The following is a 16,353-nucleotide window of genomic DNA, read 5'->3' on the forward strand; positions in this document are numbered from 1 at the left end:
CCATCGGTAAAAACGAAATGCCCCGTATCAATCGATACGGGGCATTTTTATTGGGATGTCTTTTTCCGTGGACCTGTGGAGCGAGCCTGCTCCCGAAAGCACCCGAACGGCTGACATAGAAGCGAAAGTTATATCTCTATCGCGAGCAGGCTCGCTCCCACAGGGTTCGCTGATATTATTGCCGCAAGTTTTGTTTCATCACAGGGAACTGCATGTCATTCATCCAAGCCAACCTGATCCATCTGCTCGCCGCCGTCTGGTTCATCATCTGCTGGGCCGGCTATACCCGTTACGCCTCCTGGAAGGCCCGCGACACGGCGTGCCTGGCCAGCGTGATGCACCTGTACCGCGAAGACTGGATGCGTCGCATGCTGCTGCGCGACAACCGCATTGCCGATGCCAGCGTGATCGGCAACCTGGAGCGCAACGCGTCGTTCTTCGCCTCCAGCACGCTGATCATCCTGGCCGGTATCCTGACCGTGCTCGGGGCGTCGGACCGCGCGGTATCGCTGCTTGCGGACCTGCCGCTGGTACAACAGGCCTCCCAGGGCATGGCGGAAGTGAAGCTGCTGTGTCTTGCGCTGGTGTTCGTCTACGCGTTCTTCACGTTCAGCTGGTGCATGCGCCAATACAACTTCGCCGCGGTCCTGGTAGGTTCGGCGCCAATGATCGGCGAGCGGCATGTGTCCGAGCTGGAGCGCAAGGCCTTTGCTTCGAGGGCGGCGCGGGTCATTTCGATGGCGGCCAACCAGTTCAACTTCGGCTTGCGTGCCTATTATTTCGGCATGACCATGCTGGCATGGTTCGTCAGCCCCTGGCTGTTCATGCTGATGAGCGCCGGCGTGGTGTTTGTGTTGTATCAACGCGAGTTTCATTCGGATGTGCTGGACGTGATGGTCTACACGCCTACCGAAGCGCCGGTGCCCGAAACCGGCAAGGAAGCGGCTTGACGGCAGTTTTGTCGAATTGCAGGCAAAAGAAAACCCGCACCAGGCGGGTTTTCTTTTACCACTGAAACCGTATCAGTTGGTTTTAGGCGCGGTAGCAGGGGCTTGTTCCTGCTGGGCGGCACTGTTCGATTCAGACTGAGCTTTGGCAGCTTCGGCGTTTTCTTTCGCCGCGTCGTTCACTTTATCCTGTGCTTTGTTCATGTCTTGCTGAGCTTGTTCAGCGTGTTGGTTGGCATCTTGAGCCTTGTCCTCGGATTTTTTATCGCAGGCAGCGAGACCGAGGGAGGCGGCCAACATCAAGGCAATAGCAAAAGTCTTACGCATGGGGTGTTTCTCCTTATGGATATAACTACTGGCCTTTTGAGCGGGCCCCCTCTGGTTAAGTTCCTCTTTTGCTCTAGATATATAACTTTGCAGCGCAGCGGAACTTTATGGCCCACGGTGGTTGTTGGGCTTCTGCATACACAAGGGCATTAACACAAATGGCTGAGGATTCCGTTTTTGAGCGTGCGACACGCTTTTTATCCGCGCTGAGGCATTGCCAGGTGCTGGGTCTGACGCTGCACAGCGCCAGTTCCGAAGGGTTGACGGTAATGTTGCCGTACAGCCCCTCCATTGTCGGTAATCCGCTGACAGGCATCGTCCATGGCGGAGCGCTGACCACGCTGATGGATACCGCTTGCGGCATGTCGACCTTGTGCGTGCTGCCGCAATTCGAGGTCTGCCCGACCCTCGATCTGCGCATCGATTACATGCACGCGGCCATGCCTGATAAAGCCATCTATGGTTTCGCCCAGTGCTATAGGGTCACGCCGGACGTGATTTTCAGCCGGGGTTTTGCCTACCAGGATGATCCCGGGCAACCCATCGCCCATGTGGTGGGCACTTTCATGCGCCTGGGCGATAGCGCTCGGGGAATGAGAAAGGGTGGCCTGACGGCTGCGGCGCAAAAGCCATGACCGATATCACCGAGGAACAACTGCGCCAGGCCTGCGAGCAAGGCGACTACGCGCTGCTGCTGGCCTCGATTCCCTATGCGCGCCTCATCGGCGTCGAATGTTCTCGTCAGGGCGACGAGTTGCTGTTCTGCCTGCCGGCCAACAAGGACAACATTGGTAACCCTTTACTGCCCGCGATCCATGGCGGGGTGATTGCCGGTTTCATGGAGCTGTCGGCCGCCGTTCATCTGCTGATTGCGACCCGTGCGACCGGGGTGCCGAAGATCATCGATTTTTCCCTGGATTACCTGCGCGCCGGGCAGTTTCGTGACACCTATGCCCGGTGTCAGGTCTGGCGCCAGGGCCGGCGTGTGGCCAATGTGGCGATCACCGCCTGGCAGGAATCCGAAGCCGAACCGATTGCCACGGCTAGAGCCCATTTCAAGATCCCTGCACCCTCCAGGCCGACCGCCCCTTGAAATCATCACCGGTGCCCCCACCTTGTGGACATCCCGCCGCCAATCTCAGCGAGGCGGACACCACCATCCACTTGGAGTTTGATGACCATGAGCGTGGAAACTCAAAAGGAAACCCTGGGCTTCCAGACCGAGGTGAAGCAGCTGCTGCACCTGATGATTCACTCGCTGTATTCGAATAAGGAAATTTTTCTTCGCGAGCTGATCTCGAACGCCTCTGACGCAGTCGACAAATTACGTTTCGAAGCGCTGTCCAAGCCAGAACTGCTGGAAGGCGGCGCGGAGCTGAAAATCCGTGTGAGCTTCGACAAGGACGCGAAAACCGTCACCCTCGAAGACAACGGCATCGGCATGAGCCGCGACGAGGTGATCACGCACCTGGGCACCATCGCCAAGTCCGGTACCGCCGATTTCATGAAAAACCTGTCGGGCGACCAGAAGAAGGATTCCCATCTGATCGGTCAGTTCGGCGTCGGTTTTTATTCCGCGTTCATCGTTGCCGATCAGGTCGAAGTGTTCAGCCGCCGTGCCGGCCTCGCAGCGAGCGAAGGCGTGCACTGGTCCTCCAAGGGCGAAGGCGAATTTGAAGTCGCGACCATCGACAAGGCTGAGCGCGGTACCCGCATCGTCTTGCACCTGAAGTCCGGTGAAGAAGAGTTCGCCGATGGCTGGCGCCTGCGCAACATCATCAAGAAATACTCTGACCATATCGCGCTGCCGATCGAGTTGCCGAAGGAAGTCACCGCTGCCGAAGGCGAAGAAAAACCTGAAGTGGAATGGGAAACCGTCAACCGCGCCAGCGCCCTGTGGACCCGTCCTCGTACCGACATCAAGGACGAGGAATACCAGGAGTTCTACAAGCACATCGCCCACGACTACGAGAACCCGCTGAGCTGGAGCCATAACAAGGTCGAAGGCAAGCTGGAATACAGCTCGCTGCTGTACGTGCCGGCCCGTGCGCCATTCGACCTGTACCAGCGCGAAGCACCACGCGGGCTGAAGTTGTACGTGCAGCGCGTGTTCGTGATGGACCAGGCCGAATCGTTCCTGCCGCTGTACCTGCGCTTCATCAAGGGTGTGGTGGACTCCAACGACCTGTCGTTGAACGTTTCGCGGGAAATCCTGCAGAAAGATCCGATCATCGACTCCATGAAGTCGGCGCTGACCAAGCGCGTCCTCGACATGCTGGAAAAGCTGGCGAAGAGCGAGCCTGAGCAATACAAGAGCTTCTGGAAGAACTTCGGCCAGGTGATGAAAGAAGGCCCGGCCGAAGATTTCGCTAACAAAGAGAAGATCGCCGGCCTGCTGCGTTTCGCCTCGACCCAGAGTGACGACGGCGAGCAGAGCGTCAGCCTGGCCGATTACCTGGCCCGCGCCAAGGAAGGCCAGGACAAGATCTACTACCTGACCGGCGAAACCTATGCGCAGGTCAAGAACAGCCCGCACCTGGAAGTCTTCCGCAAGAAAGGCATCGAAGTGCTGCTGCTGACCGACCGCATCGACGAGTGGCTGATGAGCTACCTCAACGAGTTCGACGGCAAGAGCTTCGTCGATGTGGCCCGTGGCGACCTCGACCTTGGCAACCTGGATTCGGAAGAAGACAAGAAAGCCGCCGAAGAAGTCGCCAAGAGCAAGGAAGGCCTGGTCGAGCGGATCAAGACTGCGTTGGGCGATGCCGTCAGCGAAGTGCGTGTCTCGCACCGCCTGACCGACTCCCCGGCCATCCTGGCCATCGGCGAGCAGGACCTCGGCCTGCAGATGCGCCAGATCCTTGAGGCCAGCGGCCAGAAGGTGCCGGATTCCAAGCCGATCTTCGAATTCAACCCGGCTCACCCGCTGGTGGAAAAACTCGACAACGAGCAGAGCGAAGAGCGTTTTGGCGACCTCTCGCACATCTTGTTCGACCAGGCGGCCCTGGCGGCTGGCGACAGCCTGAAAGACCCGGCGGCCTATGTCCGGCGTTTGAACAAGCTGCTGGTTGAGCTGTCAGCTTGATCAAGTGAATACAAAACCCGCTCAGGCGGGTTTTGTCATTTCTGGTGTTCAGTCAATAAAGGAGTCCGTCATGAGTCAGGTTACGGTTCGTTCACTGGTGTATCAGATCGATGGGCAAAGCTATGAAGGTCGCCTGGCCTTCGACGTCAACCAGCAGGGCCCGCGTCCGGGGTTGCTGATGGCGCCGAACTGGATGGGCGTGGGGGCGGGGGCCGAGGACATTGCCAGGTTGGTGGCCGCCAACGGCTACGTGGTGCTGATCGCCGACCTGTACGGGCAGACGCTGCGCCCGAGCAACGCCGACGAGGCGGGAGCGGCAATGATGCCGCTCAAGAACGACCGGGCCTTGTTGCGCAAGCGCATGCAGGTAGCGCTGGAGCAATTGCAGAACCAGGGCGAAGCGCAGGTCGACACGGCCAAACTGGCCACGTTCGGCTTCTGCTTCGGTGGTTGCTGTTCACTGGAGCTGGCTCGCAGCGGCGCACCGCTCAAGGCTGCGATCTCGTTCCACGGGACCCTGGATACGCCGAACCCGGCCGATGCGCAGAATATCCAGGGCGCCGTCCTGGTGATGCATGGCGCTTCCGATCCGCTGGTGCCGAAAGAACAGTTGCCGGCTTTCGAGGAGGAGATGAACGCCGCTGGGGTGGACTGGCAATTGCTGAGTTATGGCGGCGCGGTGCATTCCTTCACCGATCCACAGGCCAATGTGCCGGGCAAGATGATGTACAACGCCAAGATCGCCGGGCGGGCGTTCCGGTCGATGCATAATTTGCTGGATGAGGTGTTCAAGGGCTGATTGCCCTGGCTTCTGTCATATTGCTTTCGCGAGCAGGCTCGCTCCCACATTGAACCGAGTTGTACGCGAGACCTGCGAACCGCGCCGATCCAGTGTGGGAGCGAGCCTGCTCGCGATGGCTGCATATGAGACACCCCTGAAATCAGGGCAATTCGATCCGCTCGCTTTCCCCCGGCACAGTCGGCCAGTCCCCGGCCGCCCAGCGCCGGCGGGCTTCATCGATACGGGCCGGGTCGCTGGCGACGAAATTCCAGTTCATCCGCCGTGGCCCGTCCAGCGGTGCCCCGCCGAACAGCACGGCATGGCAGTCGCTGCTGGCGAACAGGGCCATCTCTTCGCCGGCCGGCAGGATGACCAGCGAGTGAGGCTCCAGCGGCTCACCGTCCAGTTGCGCCTCGCCGCTCAATACATACAGTGCACGCTCTTCATGTTCGGTGGGAATCAACAATGTCGTCGCGGTTTGCAGGGTCAGTTCGGCATACAACGTAGGCGAGAGCACCGGTACCGGCGATTCCAGGCAAAAGCCTGACCCGGCAATCATGCGGATGCTGACGCCCAGGTTCTCGCTGACCGGCAGGGTCGGTGCCGGATGATGGCTGTAGTGCCCGGGCCCCTGCTCATGAGACTGGGGCGAGGCCAGCCAGACTTGCAGGCCATGCATCACAAAAGCGCTGCCCAGCAGCGATTGCGGAGTGCGCTCGACATGGGCGATCGCGCTGCCCGCCGTCATCCAGCTGACATCCCCGGCATCCACTACCTGGTCGGAACCCAGGCTGTCCTTGTGCTGGAGTTTTCCTTCGAACAGGTAGGTGAGGGTGGATAACCCGATGTGCGGGTGCTGGCGGATGTTCATGCCTTTGCCTGCCGGGTAGGTGGTTTGCAACATATGGTCGAAAAACACGAAAGGCCCGACGCTGCGGCATTTGGCGGACGGCAGCGGGCGAAGAATCGGCTGGCCCTCCACGTCTTCTGCGCGGGGACGAACGATCAGGGGAGCGGTCATGATGTCTTCCAGGTTGAACGACGAATGCGCAAAGCATAACCCGAGGCTACAGCGGACGGCAGCGCTGGCTGAACCCAGGCGGGACGGATGGGTCTATGCTGCTTATGGCTTTTCGGAGACTGCCTGTGCCTTTGACCCGTTTGATCTTCATTTGGCTGCTGGCTGTTTCGAGCACCGGCGCTGTGGCTCGCGAATACACCTACAGTGATGCGCACCTGCACTACGTCGATTTCTTCCAGGAAACGGCCGGCATGCCCAAGTTGCTCAAGGCCATGGCGGACAATCGCATCGAGCATGTGATGATCTCCGGCGTGCCGGTGGCCAAGAAATGGCATGAAGACGAACCCAAGCGCCCACGCTATTACGCCGGTGACGATGCCGACGCCTATTGGTACAGCGCCACCGATGTGATTGTGGCCGCCGCGGTAAACAAACTGTCCGCCGAACAGCGGCAGTACTTCCATCCGTTCCTGTCCGGCTTCAATCCCAATGACAAGAACTCCGACGCTCATATCCAGCGCATGCTCGACCTGTATCCGGGGCTGTGGCAAGGCATCGGCGAAGTCTTCACCCGCCATGATGACCTGACGGCGCTGACCTCCGGCGACACACCGCGCGCTAACAACGAAGCGATGACGCGGATCTATCACCTCGCGGCGGAAAATGACCTGCCGGTGATGCTGCATTCCAACATCACCTCCAAGCGGGAGAAAAATCCGCTGTACCTGGCGGAGGTCGAAGAGCCGTTGCGCAATCATCCCCATACGCGATTCATCTGGGCCCATGCCGGCACCAGCATGGAAATCCATCGGCACCAGACTCGGCTGGATTTCCTGTTGCCCACCCTGACGCGGATGCTTGAGTCTTATCCCAATCTGTTCATCGACCTGTCCTGGAGCATGCTCACGCCGTATTTGCTCGACGAGGCGGGTAAGCCCCGCGAGGAATGGGTAAAACTGGTGGAGCGCTTCCCGGAGCGCTTCATGGTCGGATCTGATGTGGTCGGACGCTTCAACAAGCTGGGCAAGGAGCTGCACAGCTTCGACCCGTTCCTTGATGCCTTGCCGGAAGATGTCGCGAGGAAAGTGGCGCGGGATAACTTCCTCTCGGTATTGCCGCGCTCAGTGACCCGCTAAGTCCGTTTTTGTGGCAAGGGAGCTTGCTCCCGCTGGGCTACGCAGTAGCCCCAAAATCTGGCGACTGCTGCGCAGCCGAGCGGGAGCAAGCTCCCTCGCCACAGGTCTGCCAATCCCTGGGCTATCGGTGGCGTGGCGAACATCGCTTTGTCATCAGGCTGTCACTCCCGCGTCATACCCTCGCGCTCATCTCAATCAAGGAGCGCACTATGCATCTCACCCGTTCAAGCGCACTGGTCGCGTTGTTGTTGACCTGCGGCCTGGCACAGGCCGAAGTCCGTGTCGAAGGTCCGGTGGAATACGGTGTCTTCGAAGGGCCGCAAGCCGAGTTGCAATCGGGCGAGCGGGTCTTGCGGCGCAGCAATGAGCAGATCCGCCAGACCGAGAGCGTACCGGCAAAGCTGGGCACCAAATTTGGCATGCGCTACCAGCTGGCCGGCAAGGTCGCGGATGACCAGCCGTTGACCCTGTTGTATTTCACCCCGGGCATCCGTACCCCCGATGGCGTGCGCCATGACAAATTCGAAGTCATCCAGAAGCTGGTGCCTGGCGCGCCGCAGGATGTGATGGCCTACGAATTCACCGAAAGCCACGAAGTGGTGCCGGGGGAGTGGCGATTCATGGTGTTCCAGGGTGATCGGTTGCTGACGCAGCAGCGGTTTGTCGTGCGCTGAACCTTCATTTGCGCAGATCAAAAATGTGGGAGCGAGCCTGCTCGCGAAGGCAGGGCGACAGTCAGGGAATCGTTGCCTGACACTCCGCTTTCGCGAGCAGGCTCGCTCCCACAATGAACCCAGGCACATTTGCCGGACAAAAAAACGCCCCGAACCAGTCGGGGCGTTTTTGTGTGCGGCGTAGCAGCGGGGCTTACTGGCCCTGCCAGCGCTTCATCACCAGGGTGGCGTTGGTGCCACCGAAGCCGAAGCTGTTGCTCATCACGGTGTTGATGGTGGCGTTTTCGCGAGTCTTGGTCAGGATCGGCAGGTCGGCCACTTCCGGGTCCAGCTCGTCGATGTTGGCCGAACCGGCCATGAAGTTGCCTTCCATCATCAGCATGCAGTAGATCGCTTCGTGAACGCCGGCGGCGCCCAGGGAGTGACCCGACAGGCTCTTGGTGGAACTGATGGCCGGGGCCTTGTCGCCGAACACTTCACGTACGCCTTTCATCTCCGCGACGTCGCCGACCGGAGTCGAGGTGCCGTGGGTGTTCAGGTAGTCGATTGGCGTATCGACGGTGGACATGGCCATCTGCATGCAGCGCACGGCACCTTCGCCGCTTGGCGCGACCATGTCGTAGCCGTCGGAAGTGGCGCCGTAGCCGACGATTTCCGCATAGATTTTCGCGCCACGGGCGAGGGCGTGTTCCAGCTCCTCGACCACGACCATGCCGCCACCGCCGGCGATGACAAAACCGTCGCGGTCGGCATCGTAGGCACGGGAAGCTGTCTGCGGAGAGTCGTTACGCTTGCTGGACAAGGCGCCCATCGCGTCGAACAGGAACGACTGGCTCCAATGTTCTTCTTCGCCGCCACCGGCGAAGACGATGTCCTGCTTGCCCATCTGGATCTGCTCGACCGCGGTGCCAATGCAGTGGGCACTGGTGGCGCAGGCGGAGGAGATCGAGTAGTTCAGGCCCTTGATCTTGAATGGCGTGGCCAGGCAGGCCGACACGGTGCTGCCCATGGTCCGCGTGACGCGGTACGGGCCGACACGCTTGACGCCTTTCTCGCGCAGGATGTCCAGCGCTTCCATCTGGTTCAGGGTCGACGCGCCACCGGAACCGGCGATCAGGCCGGTGCGCACGTTGGAAACCTGCTCGTCGGTCAGGCCGGAGTCAGCGATGGCGTCCTTCATGGCCAGGTAGGCATAAGCTGCCGCGTGGCCGACGAAACGGTAGATCTTGCGATCGATCAGCTCTTCGAGATTGAGGTCAATGGAGCCGGAAACCTGGCTACGCAGACCCATTTCGGCGTATTCCGGGTTGTACCGGATGCCAGGGCGACTTGCACGCAGGTTAGCGGAGACGGTCTCTTTGTCATTGCCCAGGCACGAAACGATGCCCAGACCAGTGATAACGACGCGGCGCATGCGGATAACCCTTAGAAGTTGTCAGTGGAGGTGAAAACGCCGACCCGAAGGCCTTCGGCGGTGTAGATCTCGCGACCGTCGACAGCCACCGAACCATCGGCAATGGCCATGTTCAGCTTGCCCTTGAGGACGCGTTTGATATGAATGTTATAGGTAATCTTCTTCGCGGTCGGCAGCACCTGACCGAAGAACTTCACTTCGCCCGAACCCAGGGCGCGACCGCGACCCGGCAGGCCCTGCCAGCCAAGGAAGAAGCCGACCAGTTGCCACATGGCATCAAGGCCCAGGCAGCCCGGCATCACCGGGTCACCTTCGAAATGGCAGGCGAAGAACCACAGGTCCGGAGTGATATCCAGCTCGGCGACCAATTCACCTTTGCCGTACTTGCCACCCTCGTCGCTGATATGGGTGATGCGATCCACCATCAGCATGTTCGGGGCGGGCAGTTGCGCGTTACCTGGGCCGAACAGCTCACCGCGACTGCAGCGCAGCAGATCTTCCCGAGTAAAGGCGTTTTGTTTGGTCATGCGAGCTCCTCAATAGTCCCATGCGGCAGGGTGGGGCAAATCTTCCCGGCCGATCGAAGCGTTCATGCCTCGAGTCGGCAGCCTACTCATAGACTATTGCGTTGTAGTGAAAGTCACAGCACACGGGAAAATGAATGTACACCTGTGCACTGAAATTGTTATTCGTTTCCCGATCGAGACTTGTCCGGGTGCTTAAGACTGCCGCACTTTCGCCTTTCACGCCAGTCACAGATGGTCCGGGGCCCCGGATCAACGTACCCAGCGCTGCAAAATCTGCTGCAGGTCAATTCTTTTGAATGGCTTGGCCAGGTAATCGTTCATGCCTGCGGCCAGGCAGGCTTCACGGTCGCCCTGCAACGCGTTGGCCGTCAGGGCGATGATTGGCACCTCGGCACAGCCCGGCAACTGACGGATCTGTCGCGTGGCTTCGTAGCCGTCGATCACCGGAAGCCGGCAGTCCATCAGGATCACTTCGAAAATCAGGCTTTCGGCGCTGCGCACGGCCTGGGCGCCATCGGTGGCGACGCTGACCGTGAAGCCCAGGCTGCGCAGCATGGCTTCGATCACGGTCTGGTTGACCGGATTGTCTTCCACCAGCAACACATTGCGGCCCTCGCCATCATTGCCGCCACCGGGCGCGCGCGGGGCCAGGGTCGGTGGAGACTGCCGCGACAGCGCGAGCGGGATTTCCAGGGTGAACACCGAACCTTGGCCTTCCACGCTCTGGGCCCGCAGTGTGCCGCCCATGCGTTCGGCCAGGGTACGCGCGATCGGCAGGCCCAGGCCCGTGCCGCCATAGCGCCGGGAAATCGAACTGTCGGCCTGCTGGAACGCATCGAACATGCGCTCCAGGCTGTCGGCCGGGATGCCGATCCCGCTGTCGCGTACCGTGCAGGTGAACCACAGCAGTTCATGATCCAGCGCCTGCCACTGGCATTGCACGGTGACGCGCCCCTGGTCGGTGAACTTCAGTGCGTTGCCGATCAGGTTGACCAGGATCTGGCGGATCCGCGTCGGGTCGCCTTGCACTTGCAGGGCCCGCATGTCGTCGGGGATCAGCAGGTCCAGGCCCAGCTTGCGTTGCGCGGCGCTGTGCTGGAACGACTGGGCGCAGCTGCCGACCAGTTCCGCCAGGTTGAAAGCGATATGTTCCAGTTCCAGGGCCGAACGTTCGATGCGCGAGAAGTCGAGAATGTCGTTGATCACCTTCAGCAGGTGCTCGGTGGATTCCGAAGCCAGCGCGGTGTACTCGTGCTGCTCGTCGGTCATCTGGGTGGTTTCCAGCAACTGCAACATGCCCAGGACGCCATTCATGGGCGTGCGCAGTTCATGGCTCATCATGGCCAGGAATTCCGATTTGGCGCTGTTGGCCTTCTCCGCTTCCTCGCGGGTCTGGATCAACTGCGCCATGGCTTGCTGCTGTTCGCGGCTGGCCTGTTCGAGGCCGTCGGCCAGATTGTTGATGTGCCGCGACAGAGCGCCCAGTTCGCCGTCGTCGACGATCGGCAGCGGGGTGCTGTAGTCGCCTTGCTGGATCGCCTTGACCGCATTGCCGATGTCGCGGATCGGCTGTGACAGGCTGGCGGCCAGTCGGCGCGCCACCAGGAAGGTAAAGAGCAGGGCGAACAACGCCAGGATCGCGGCCTTGAGCAGGATCTCCTGCTGGCGCTCGCTGAAGGCATCACTGGACATGCCGACGATCACGCGGCCCAGGTAGTCTTCGCCGGGCGCCTCGGTGGACGGGCTGGTGCCTTGCAGGAAGTCATTGTTCAGCGCAATGCGTTGCAGGCGAACCGGAGCCTGGAACACCTCCACCTGCCGCGAGTGGTTGCGCGTCTGCGCCGGTTGCTCGACGTACACGAGGATCCGCTCCGTGCGGTCCTGGACTTCCAGGAAGCGTACATGAGGGGTGGCCAGGGTGGCGGTGAGCAAACTTTCCAGCACCTCGTTGTTACCGGAAATCACCCCGTATTCCGCAGCCGGAGCCAGCTGGTTGGCGATCAGTTGCCCGGTGTGGTTGAGCTCCTGGCGCAAGTCCTGGATTCGCACGAAGGTAAAGAAGCTGATCAACAGCACGGTCAGCAACAATGCCGGGCCGAGGGCAATGAGCTGGGTGCGGGTATTGATATCCCAACGTCGACGCAAGGTCATGGGCGGTGTTCTCCTTCTGCCAACTGCGCAGCGACGGCTTCGGCATCAATCGGTTCAATGCCCAGCGAGCGGGCGACCTGCTGGTTACTCATGACTTTGAAACGGACCGGATACAGCGTGCGCGGCCAGCTGGCGGTGGGACGGTCGAGCAATTCGTCGAGGATCGCCAGCCAGTCGTCCTGGTCGCTGTAGGTGCTGGCCAGGCTGCCGGCCCTGACAAAAGCGGCGCTTGGCCCGATCAGCGCGCGTTGCCGGGCGTAGCTGCTGAGCAGCAGATTCTTCACGGTCTTGGGGTTGTAGAGGTCGGGGTCATCGAGGCCCAGCAGTACGTCGCTGCGGCCCAGCAGGTTCTGCAAGGGACGGTTGTCACTGCTGTCGTCCCAGCGTTCGCTGACGATTTCCAGGCCCAGCGGCCTGGCTGCCTGCTGGATGTCCTTGAGCAGGAATTCGCTGTGCCGGTCGAACAGCACGCCGACCCGCCGCACTTGCGGCAGCACCCTGCGGATCAGTTGCAGTTGCCGCGCCATGGGCGGATCGCTCCACAGCAGGCTCAGACGCTCAGGCGTTGCCTCGCCCAGGCGTTCGTATGCCTGCAAGCGACTGATGCGCAGGACCAGCGTGGCCGGGCCGTGGTTTTTTTTGCAGGCGCCAGTCGAGGCTTGGCGGATCAAGCAGGACCAGGCGCACATCGCCGGGCAGACGGTCCGGCGACGGCAGGCTGGCCAATGGCGCGAACCGCACGTTGTCTTGCGGGCGTCGGGCTTGCAGGGCCTGGGCGAACGATTGCACGCCGGGGCTATCCTGGGCGCCGGTCAAGAGAATCTCGGCGGCCCGGGCATCGAGGGTCGTCAGCAGACTGACAAACGCCAGGCACAGGAGTAGCGGCAGGCGGCCGCGGAGGGGCGTCTTGCGCGGTTGGTCCGCAGACATCTAGAACGACAGCTCCGCGCTGAAATACAGGACGTGACGGGCGTCGTAGCGATTGTCGGCGAACGTGGTCGGCTGGTTATCGAGGCGCTGCTGCACGATACCCGCCAGCTCCAGGCTGGCCTTGCCCAGGGGGATCCGCCTGGCGACGCGGGTATCGACCCGCTCGTAGCGGTAGCCATTGAGATCGTCGGCCCCGTAATAGAAAACCGCGCTGTTCCAGCCCTGGCCCCAGTCGTGCAGCCATCCGGCCGAGCCGCTGTTGCGGGCGGTCAGTTGTTCGTCGAGAGGATTGCTGGCCTGGGCATCGACGTAGGCATAGGTCAGGCGCAGGCGATCGGCGCTGGTCAGGCGCCAGTCGAGCTGGGTCTCGGCACCGTCGAACTGCGAGTCGTTGGCATTGCTGGCGATGTACTGGTTGTTGCGCAGCGGTTCGCTGATCATGCCGGTGATTTCGTCATGGAACAGCTTCACATCCACCGTCAGGCCCAGGTCCATGAAATAACCGTTGTAGCCCAGCTCTCGCGAGCGCATGTGCTCCTGCTCGAGGTTCCCCGGGCCGCGCGTGCGGACGAAATAGCGCGCGCTGTCCTGGCCGAACGCGGCGGGCCGCAGGTTGGTGACCTGGTAGCTCCAGTTGACGTTGTTCTCGAACATGTCTGGCGAGCGCACCGCTTCGGAGTACACCGCCCGAAGCCCGTGTCGCGGGTTGATCAGGTAATTGACCGCGACTCGCGGGGTCAGTGAGCTGCCGGTCAGGCGGGTGTCTTCGAACATCGCCCCACCCTGCAGCAGCCAATGCTCGCTGGCGCGCCATTCGAGTTGGCCGAACAGACGCCAGGTGGTGTCGTCCAGCGTGCCGTTGAAGTACGTCTCGGAGTCGGCCCGGTCGTAGCGATAATTCGCCCCGGTGACCAGGCGCAGGCTATCGGACAGGCTCAGGGTGTCCTGGATTTCCAGGTCGTAACGTGACTCCCGGGCGCTCTGGTCGATGTCTCCGCACAGGGTTCGCGAGGCACCGTTGCGCCATTGATCGATCACCTGGTTGGCCAGCGCCTGTTCCTGCGCCGTGCCGGCAGGTGCCCCTGTGCCAAGGAAGCTTGGAATATTGCGCGCCAGCTTCTCGGCGTAATTCGGGTTGAGCTGCCAGAGGTCGGTCAGTTGCGGGCTGAAGGACACCTCGGCATCGCAGGCGCGCCAGGTCTGCTGGCGATCCCAATGCTGGATCGAGCCTTGTACATAAAGACTGTGGTTGGGGTCCAGGTCGAGGTTCCAGCGCAACGAACCGGCGTAGTCCTTGGCGATGACATCGGAGTTGTCCCCGGCCGCGGTTATCCCGGCGAAAACCGGGCGATAGGTATAGGGCCGCTGGTTGCTGCCCTCCTTGGCGCTCAGTTGCCAATCGATGCTCTGCCATTCGTCCAGGGCCTGGCTGACGGAGAGGTTGATGCGGTTCAGGCGCCGACTGTCGCGGTAGTCCGCGCCGTTGCGGTCACTGTCGAAACCGTCGTCTTCCTGGCCGGACAAGGACAGGCGCATATCGCCATTTTCCCAACCGCTGCCCTGGCTGGCGTACCAGTCGCTGATGCCACGCTGGCCCCGGGTCATTTTCAACCGGGTGCCGTGGCTACCTGCCGGGGCGCGGGTGATGATATTGACGACTGCCATCAGCGCGTTGGCGCCGTAGCTGACGGTGTTGGGGCCGCGGAAGACTTCGATCCGGTCGATGTCTTCCATGGCGACCGGAATGTCACTCCAGTCCACCGTGGCGAGGCCGGCGCGGTACACCGAGCGGCCGTCGATCAGCACTTGCATGCGTCGCGCTTCGCTGGCGTTGGTGCCGTGGTAGTTCACCGTGGCCTGGTTGCCGCTGAGGTTGCCGACCATCATGCCCGGCACCAGGCGCAACAGTTCGCTGATGTCCCGGGCACCGCTGGCCTTGATCAACTCGCTGTCAAGCACGGTCATGCTGCCCGGCACCGCCGCCGGCGACTGTTTCAGGCGCGTGGCGGTAAGTACCTGGGGCAGGGGCTGGTTGTCCACGAACAGATCATCGGCCACCACGGAGGGGCTGATGACCAGCGCCAACAGCAGTGATGAACCTGGACGGGAAGGGCCAACGAACACGGCACAGCCTTTGATTGAAGGAGGGATGGCGGGCATGTTAACCGAGCCGTGCGACTTTTCCATTCACGTTGGCAGCATTTTCCTCGCAATTGATTGTCAGCTTGCTACTGCCATCGGTAATTGCTGACGGGGCTGGTCGCGGTTCGGCTGCTCCGTATAATGCCGGGCATTGCCACTTGGTATGGAAGAGCGGATTGCATATGACTGAACAGCGCCCGATCGCGGTCCTGGGAGGCGGGAGTTTCGGCACCGCCGTGGCTAACCTGCTGGCGGAGAACGGCCACGCGGTGCGCCAGTGGATGCGTGACCCGGAGCAGGCCGAGGCCATCCGGCTCAACCGGGAGAATCCGCGTTACCTCAAAGGCATCAAGGTTCGCCCTGAAGTGGAGCCGGTCACCGATTTGCAGGCCACGCTCGAGGGCAGCGATCTGTTCTTCGTTGCCTTGCCTTCCAGCGCCCTGCGCTCGGTGCTGGCGTCCCACGCCGAACGCCTGAGCGGCAAGTTGCTGGTGAGCCTGACCAAAGGCATCGAGGCGCAGACCTTCAAGCTGATGAGCGAGATTCTTGAGGAAATCGCCCCCAAGGCGCGCATCGGCGTGATTTCCGGGCCGAACCTGGCGCGGGAAATCGCCGAGCATGCGCTGACTGCCACCGTGGTCGCCAGTGAAGACGAGGAGCTTTGCCAGCGGGTCCAGGCCGCCCTTCATGGCCGAACCTTCCGGGTCTATGCCAGCGCCGATCGTTTCGGCGTGGAGCTGGGCGGGGCGCTGAAGAACGTCTACGCGATCATCGCCGGCATGGCGGTCGCGCTGGGCATGGGCGAAAACACCAAGAGCATGCTCATCACCCGGGCGCTGGCGGAGATGACCCGTTTTGCCGTCAGCCAGGGAGCCAACCCGATGACATTCCTCGGGCTGGCTGGGGTGGGCGACCTGATTGTCACCTGCTCTTCGCCCAAGAGTCGCAACTACCAGGTCGGCTTCGCCCTCGGCCAGGGCCTGAGCCTGGACGAGGCCGTGTCGCGCCTGGGTGAAGTGGCGGAAGGGGTCAATACCCTCAAGGTCCTCAAGGCCAAGTCCCAGGAGACCGGGGTGTATATGCCGCTGGTCGCGGGATTGCACGCCATTCTGTTTGAAGGGCGCACGCTGGAGCAGGTCATCGAACTGTTGATGCGTGGCGAACCGAAGACCGATGTCGATTTCATTTCCACCAGCGGTTTCAACTGATTCCGTATCG

General features: G+C 61.4%; 14 protein-coding genes and 1 pseudogene. 8 read left to right on the forward strand and 7 right to left on the reverse strand.

The window, feature by feature from the left end; all coding sequences use genetic code 11:
- The first annotated feature begins 212 nt into the window (after nucleotides 1–212).
- Nucleotides 213–950 carry a DUF599 domain-containing protein gene (locus tag M1E16_RS07445; RefSeq protein WP_434603187.1) on the forward strand — a complete coding sequence of 246 codons (738 nt, stop codon included), beginning with the start codon at nucleotides 213–215 and terminating at the stop codon, nucleotides 948–950.
- Between the two features lie 72 nt (nucleotides 951–1,022).
- Here M1E16_RS07445 and M1E16_RS07450 read toward each other — a convergent pair whose 3' ends face one another.
- Nucleotides 1,023–1,274, reverse strand: a complete 252-nt coding sequence (locus tag M1E16_RS07450) for a hypothetical protein (RefSeq protein WP_030138335.1) — start codon at nucleotides 1,272–1,274, stop codon at nucleotides 1,023–1,025.
- A 158-nt stretch (nucleotides 1,275–1,432) separates the two neighbouring features.
- Between M1E16_RS07450 and M1E16_RS07455 the strand changes: the two genes are divergently transcribed.
- From M1E16_RS07455 to M1E16_RS07470, 4 genes are all read left to right on the forward strand, one after another.
- Nucleotides 1,433–1,909 carry a PaaI family thioesterase gene (locus M1E16_RS07455; protein ID WP_434653257.1) on the forward strand — a complete coding sequence of 159 codons (477 nt, stop codon included), beginning with the start codon at nucleotides 1,433–1,435 and terminating at the stop codon, nucleotides 1,907–1,909.
- A complete protein-coding gene (locus tag M1E16_RS07460) occupies nucleotides 1,906–2,367 on the forward strand; it encodes a PaaI family thioesterase (RefSeq protein ID WP_458129550.1) in 462 nt (153 codons plus the stop codon). Before M1E16_RS07455 ends, M1E16_RS07460 begins: the two co-directional genes overlap by 4 nt.
- Nucleotides 2,368–2,454: 87 nt before the next feature.
- Complete coding sequence (gene htpG / locus M1E16_RS07465) at nucleotides 2,455–4,359, forward strand: molecular chaperone HtpG (RefSeq protein WP_458129551.1); 1,905 nt, start codon at nucleotides 2,455–2,457, stop codon at nucleotides 4,357–4,359.
- A gap of 70 nt (nucleotides 4,360–4,429) precedes the next feature.
- Complete coding sequence (locus M1E16_RS07470) at nucleotides 4,430–5,158, forward strand: dienelactone hydrolase family protein (protein WP_458129552.1); 729 nt, start codon at nucleotides 4,430–4,432, stop codon at nucleotides 5,156–5,158.
- A 142-nt stretch (nucleotides 5,159–5,300) separates the two neighbouring features.
- Here the strand turns inward: M1E16_RS07470 and M1E16_RS07475 are convergent, their stop codons facing one another.
- A complete protein-coding gene (locus M1E16_RS07475; protein ID WP_434653251.1) occupies nucleotides 5,301–6,161 on the reverse strand; it encodes a pirin family protein in 861 nt (286 codons plus the stop codon).
- Nucleotides 6,162–6,280: 119 nt separating this feature from the next.
- Between M1E16_RS07475 and M1E16_RS07480 the strand changes: the two genes are divergently transcribed.
- Both M1E16_RS07480 and M1E16_RS07485 read left to right on the forward strand, forming a co-directional pair.
- Entirely contained in the window at nucleotides 6,281–7,297 is a 1,017-nt protein-coding gene (locus M1E16_RS07480) for an amidohydrolase family protein (RefSeq protein ID WP_458130288.1), read from the forward strand.
- Nucleotides 7,298–7,506: 209 nt separating this feature from the next.
- Complete coding sequence (locus tag M1E16_RS07485) at nucleotides 7,507–7,971, forward strand: DUF3859 domain-containing protein (RefSeq protein ID WP_018610122.1); 465 nt, start codon at nucleotides 7,507–7,509, stop codon at nucleotides 7,969–7,971.
- 193 nt (nucleotides 7,972–8,164) lie between these two features.
- On the opposite strand, the gene fabB is transcribed toward M1E16_RS07485, so the two are convergent.
- From fabB to M1E16_RS07510, 5 genes and pseudogenes are all read right to left on the reverse strand, one after another.
- Nucleotides 8,165–9,385 carry a beta-ketoacyl-ACP synthase I gene (gene fabB, locus M1E16_RS07490; RefSeq protein WP_434569400.1) on the reverse strand — a complete coding sequence of 407 codons (1,221 nt, stop codon included), beginning with the start codon at nucleotides 9,383–9,385 and terminating at the stop codon, nucleotides 8,165–8,167.
- A gap of 11 nt (nucleotides 9,386–9,396) precedes the next feature.
- On the reverse strand, nucleotides 9,397–9,912 hold the full coding sequence (gene fabA / locus M1E16_RS07495) for a 3-hydroxyacyl-[acyl-carrier-protein] dehydratase FabA (protein WP_030138344.1): 516 nt from the start codon (nucleotides 9,910–9,912) through the stop codon (nucleotides 9,397–9,399).
- 249 nt (nucleotides 9,913–10,161) lie between these two features.
- On the reverse strand, nucleotides 10,162–12,063 hold the full coding sequence (locus M1E16_RS07500; RefSeq protein WP_434569399.1) for an ATP-binding protein: 1,902 nt from the start codon (nucleotides 12,061–12,063) through the stop codon (nucleotides 10,162–10,164).
- Nucleotides 12,060–12,993: pseudogene (locus tag M1E16_RS07505) on the reverse strand (ABC transporter substrate-binding protein). Before M1E16_RS07505 ends, M1E16_RS07500 begins: the two are co-directional and overlap by 4 nt.
- Complete coding sequence (locus M1E16_RS07510; protein ID WP_434695523.1) at nucleotides 12,994–15,153, reverse strand: TonB-dependent receptor plug domain-containing protein; 2,160 nt, start codon at nucleotides 15,151–15,153, stop codon at nucleotides 12,994–12,996.
- Nucleotides 15,154–15,317: 164 nt separating this feature from the next.
- On the opposite strand from M1E16_RS07510, the gene M1E16_RS07515 reads away from it, so the two are divergent.
- The gene (locus M1E16_RS07515) at nucleotides 15,318–16,343 is read left to right on the forward strand and encodes an NAD(P)H-dependent glycerol-3-phosphate dehydrogenase (RefSeq protein WP_434625219.1); all 1,026 of its coding nucleotides are present in this window, start codon (nucleotides 15,318–15,320) and stop codon (nucleotides 16,341–16,343) included.
- Nucleotides 16,344–16,353 lie beyond the last annotated feature (10 nt).

The sequence above is a fragment of the Pseudomonas sp. Z2-11 genome, assembly GCF_054161305.1.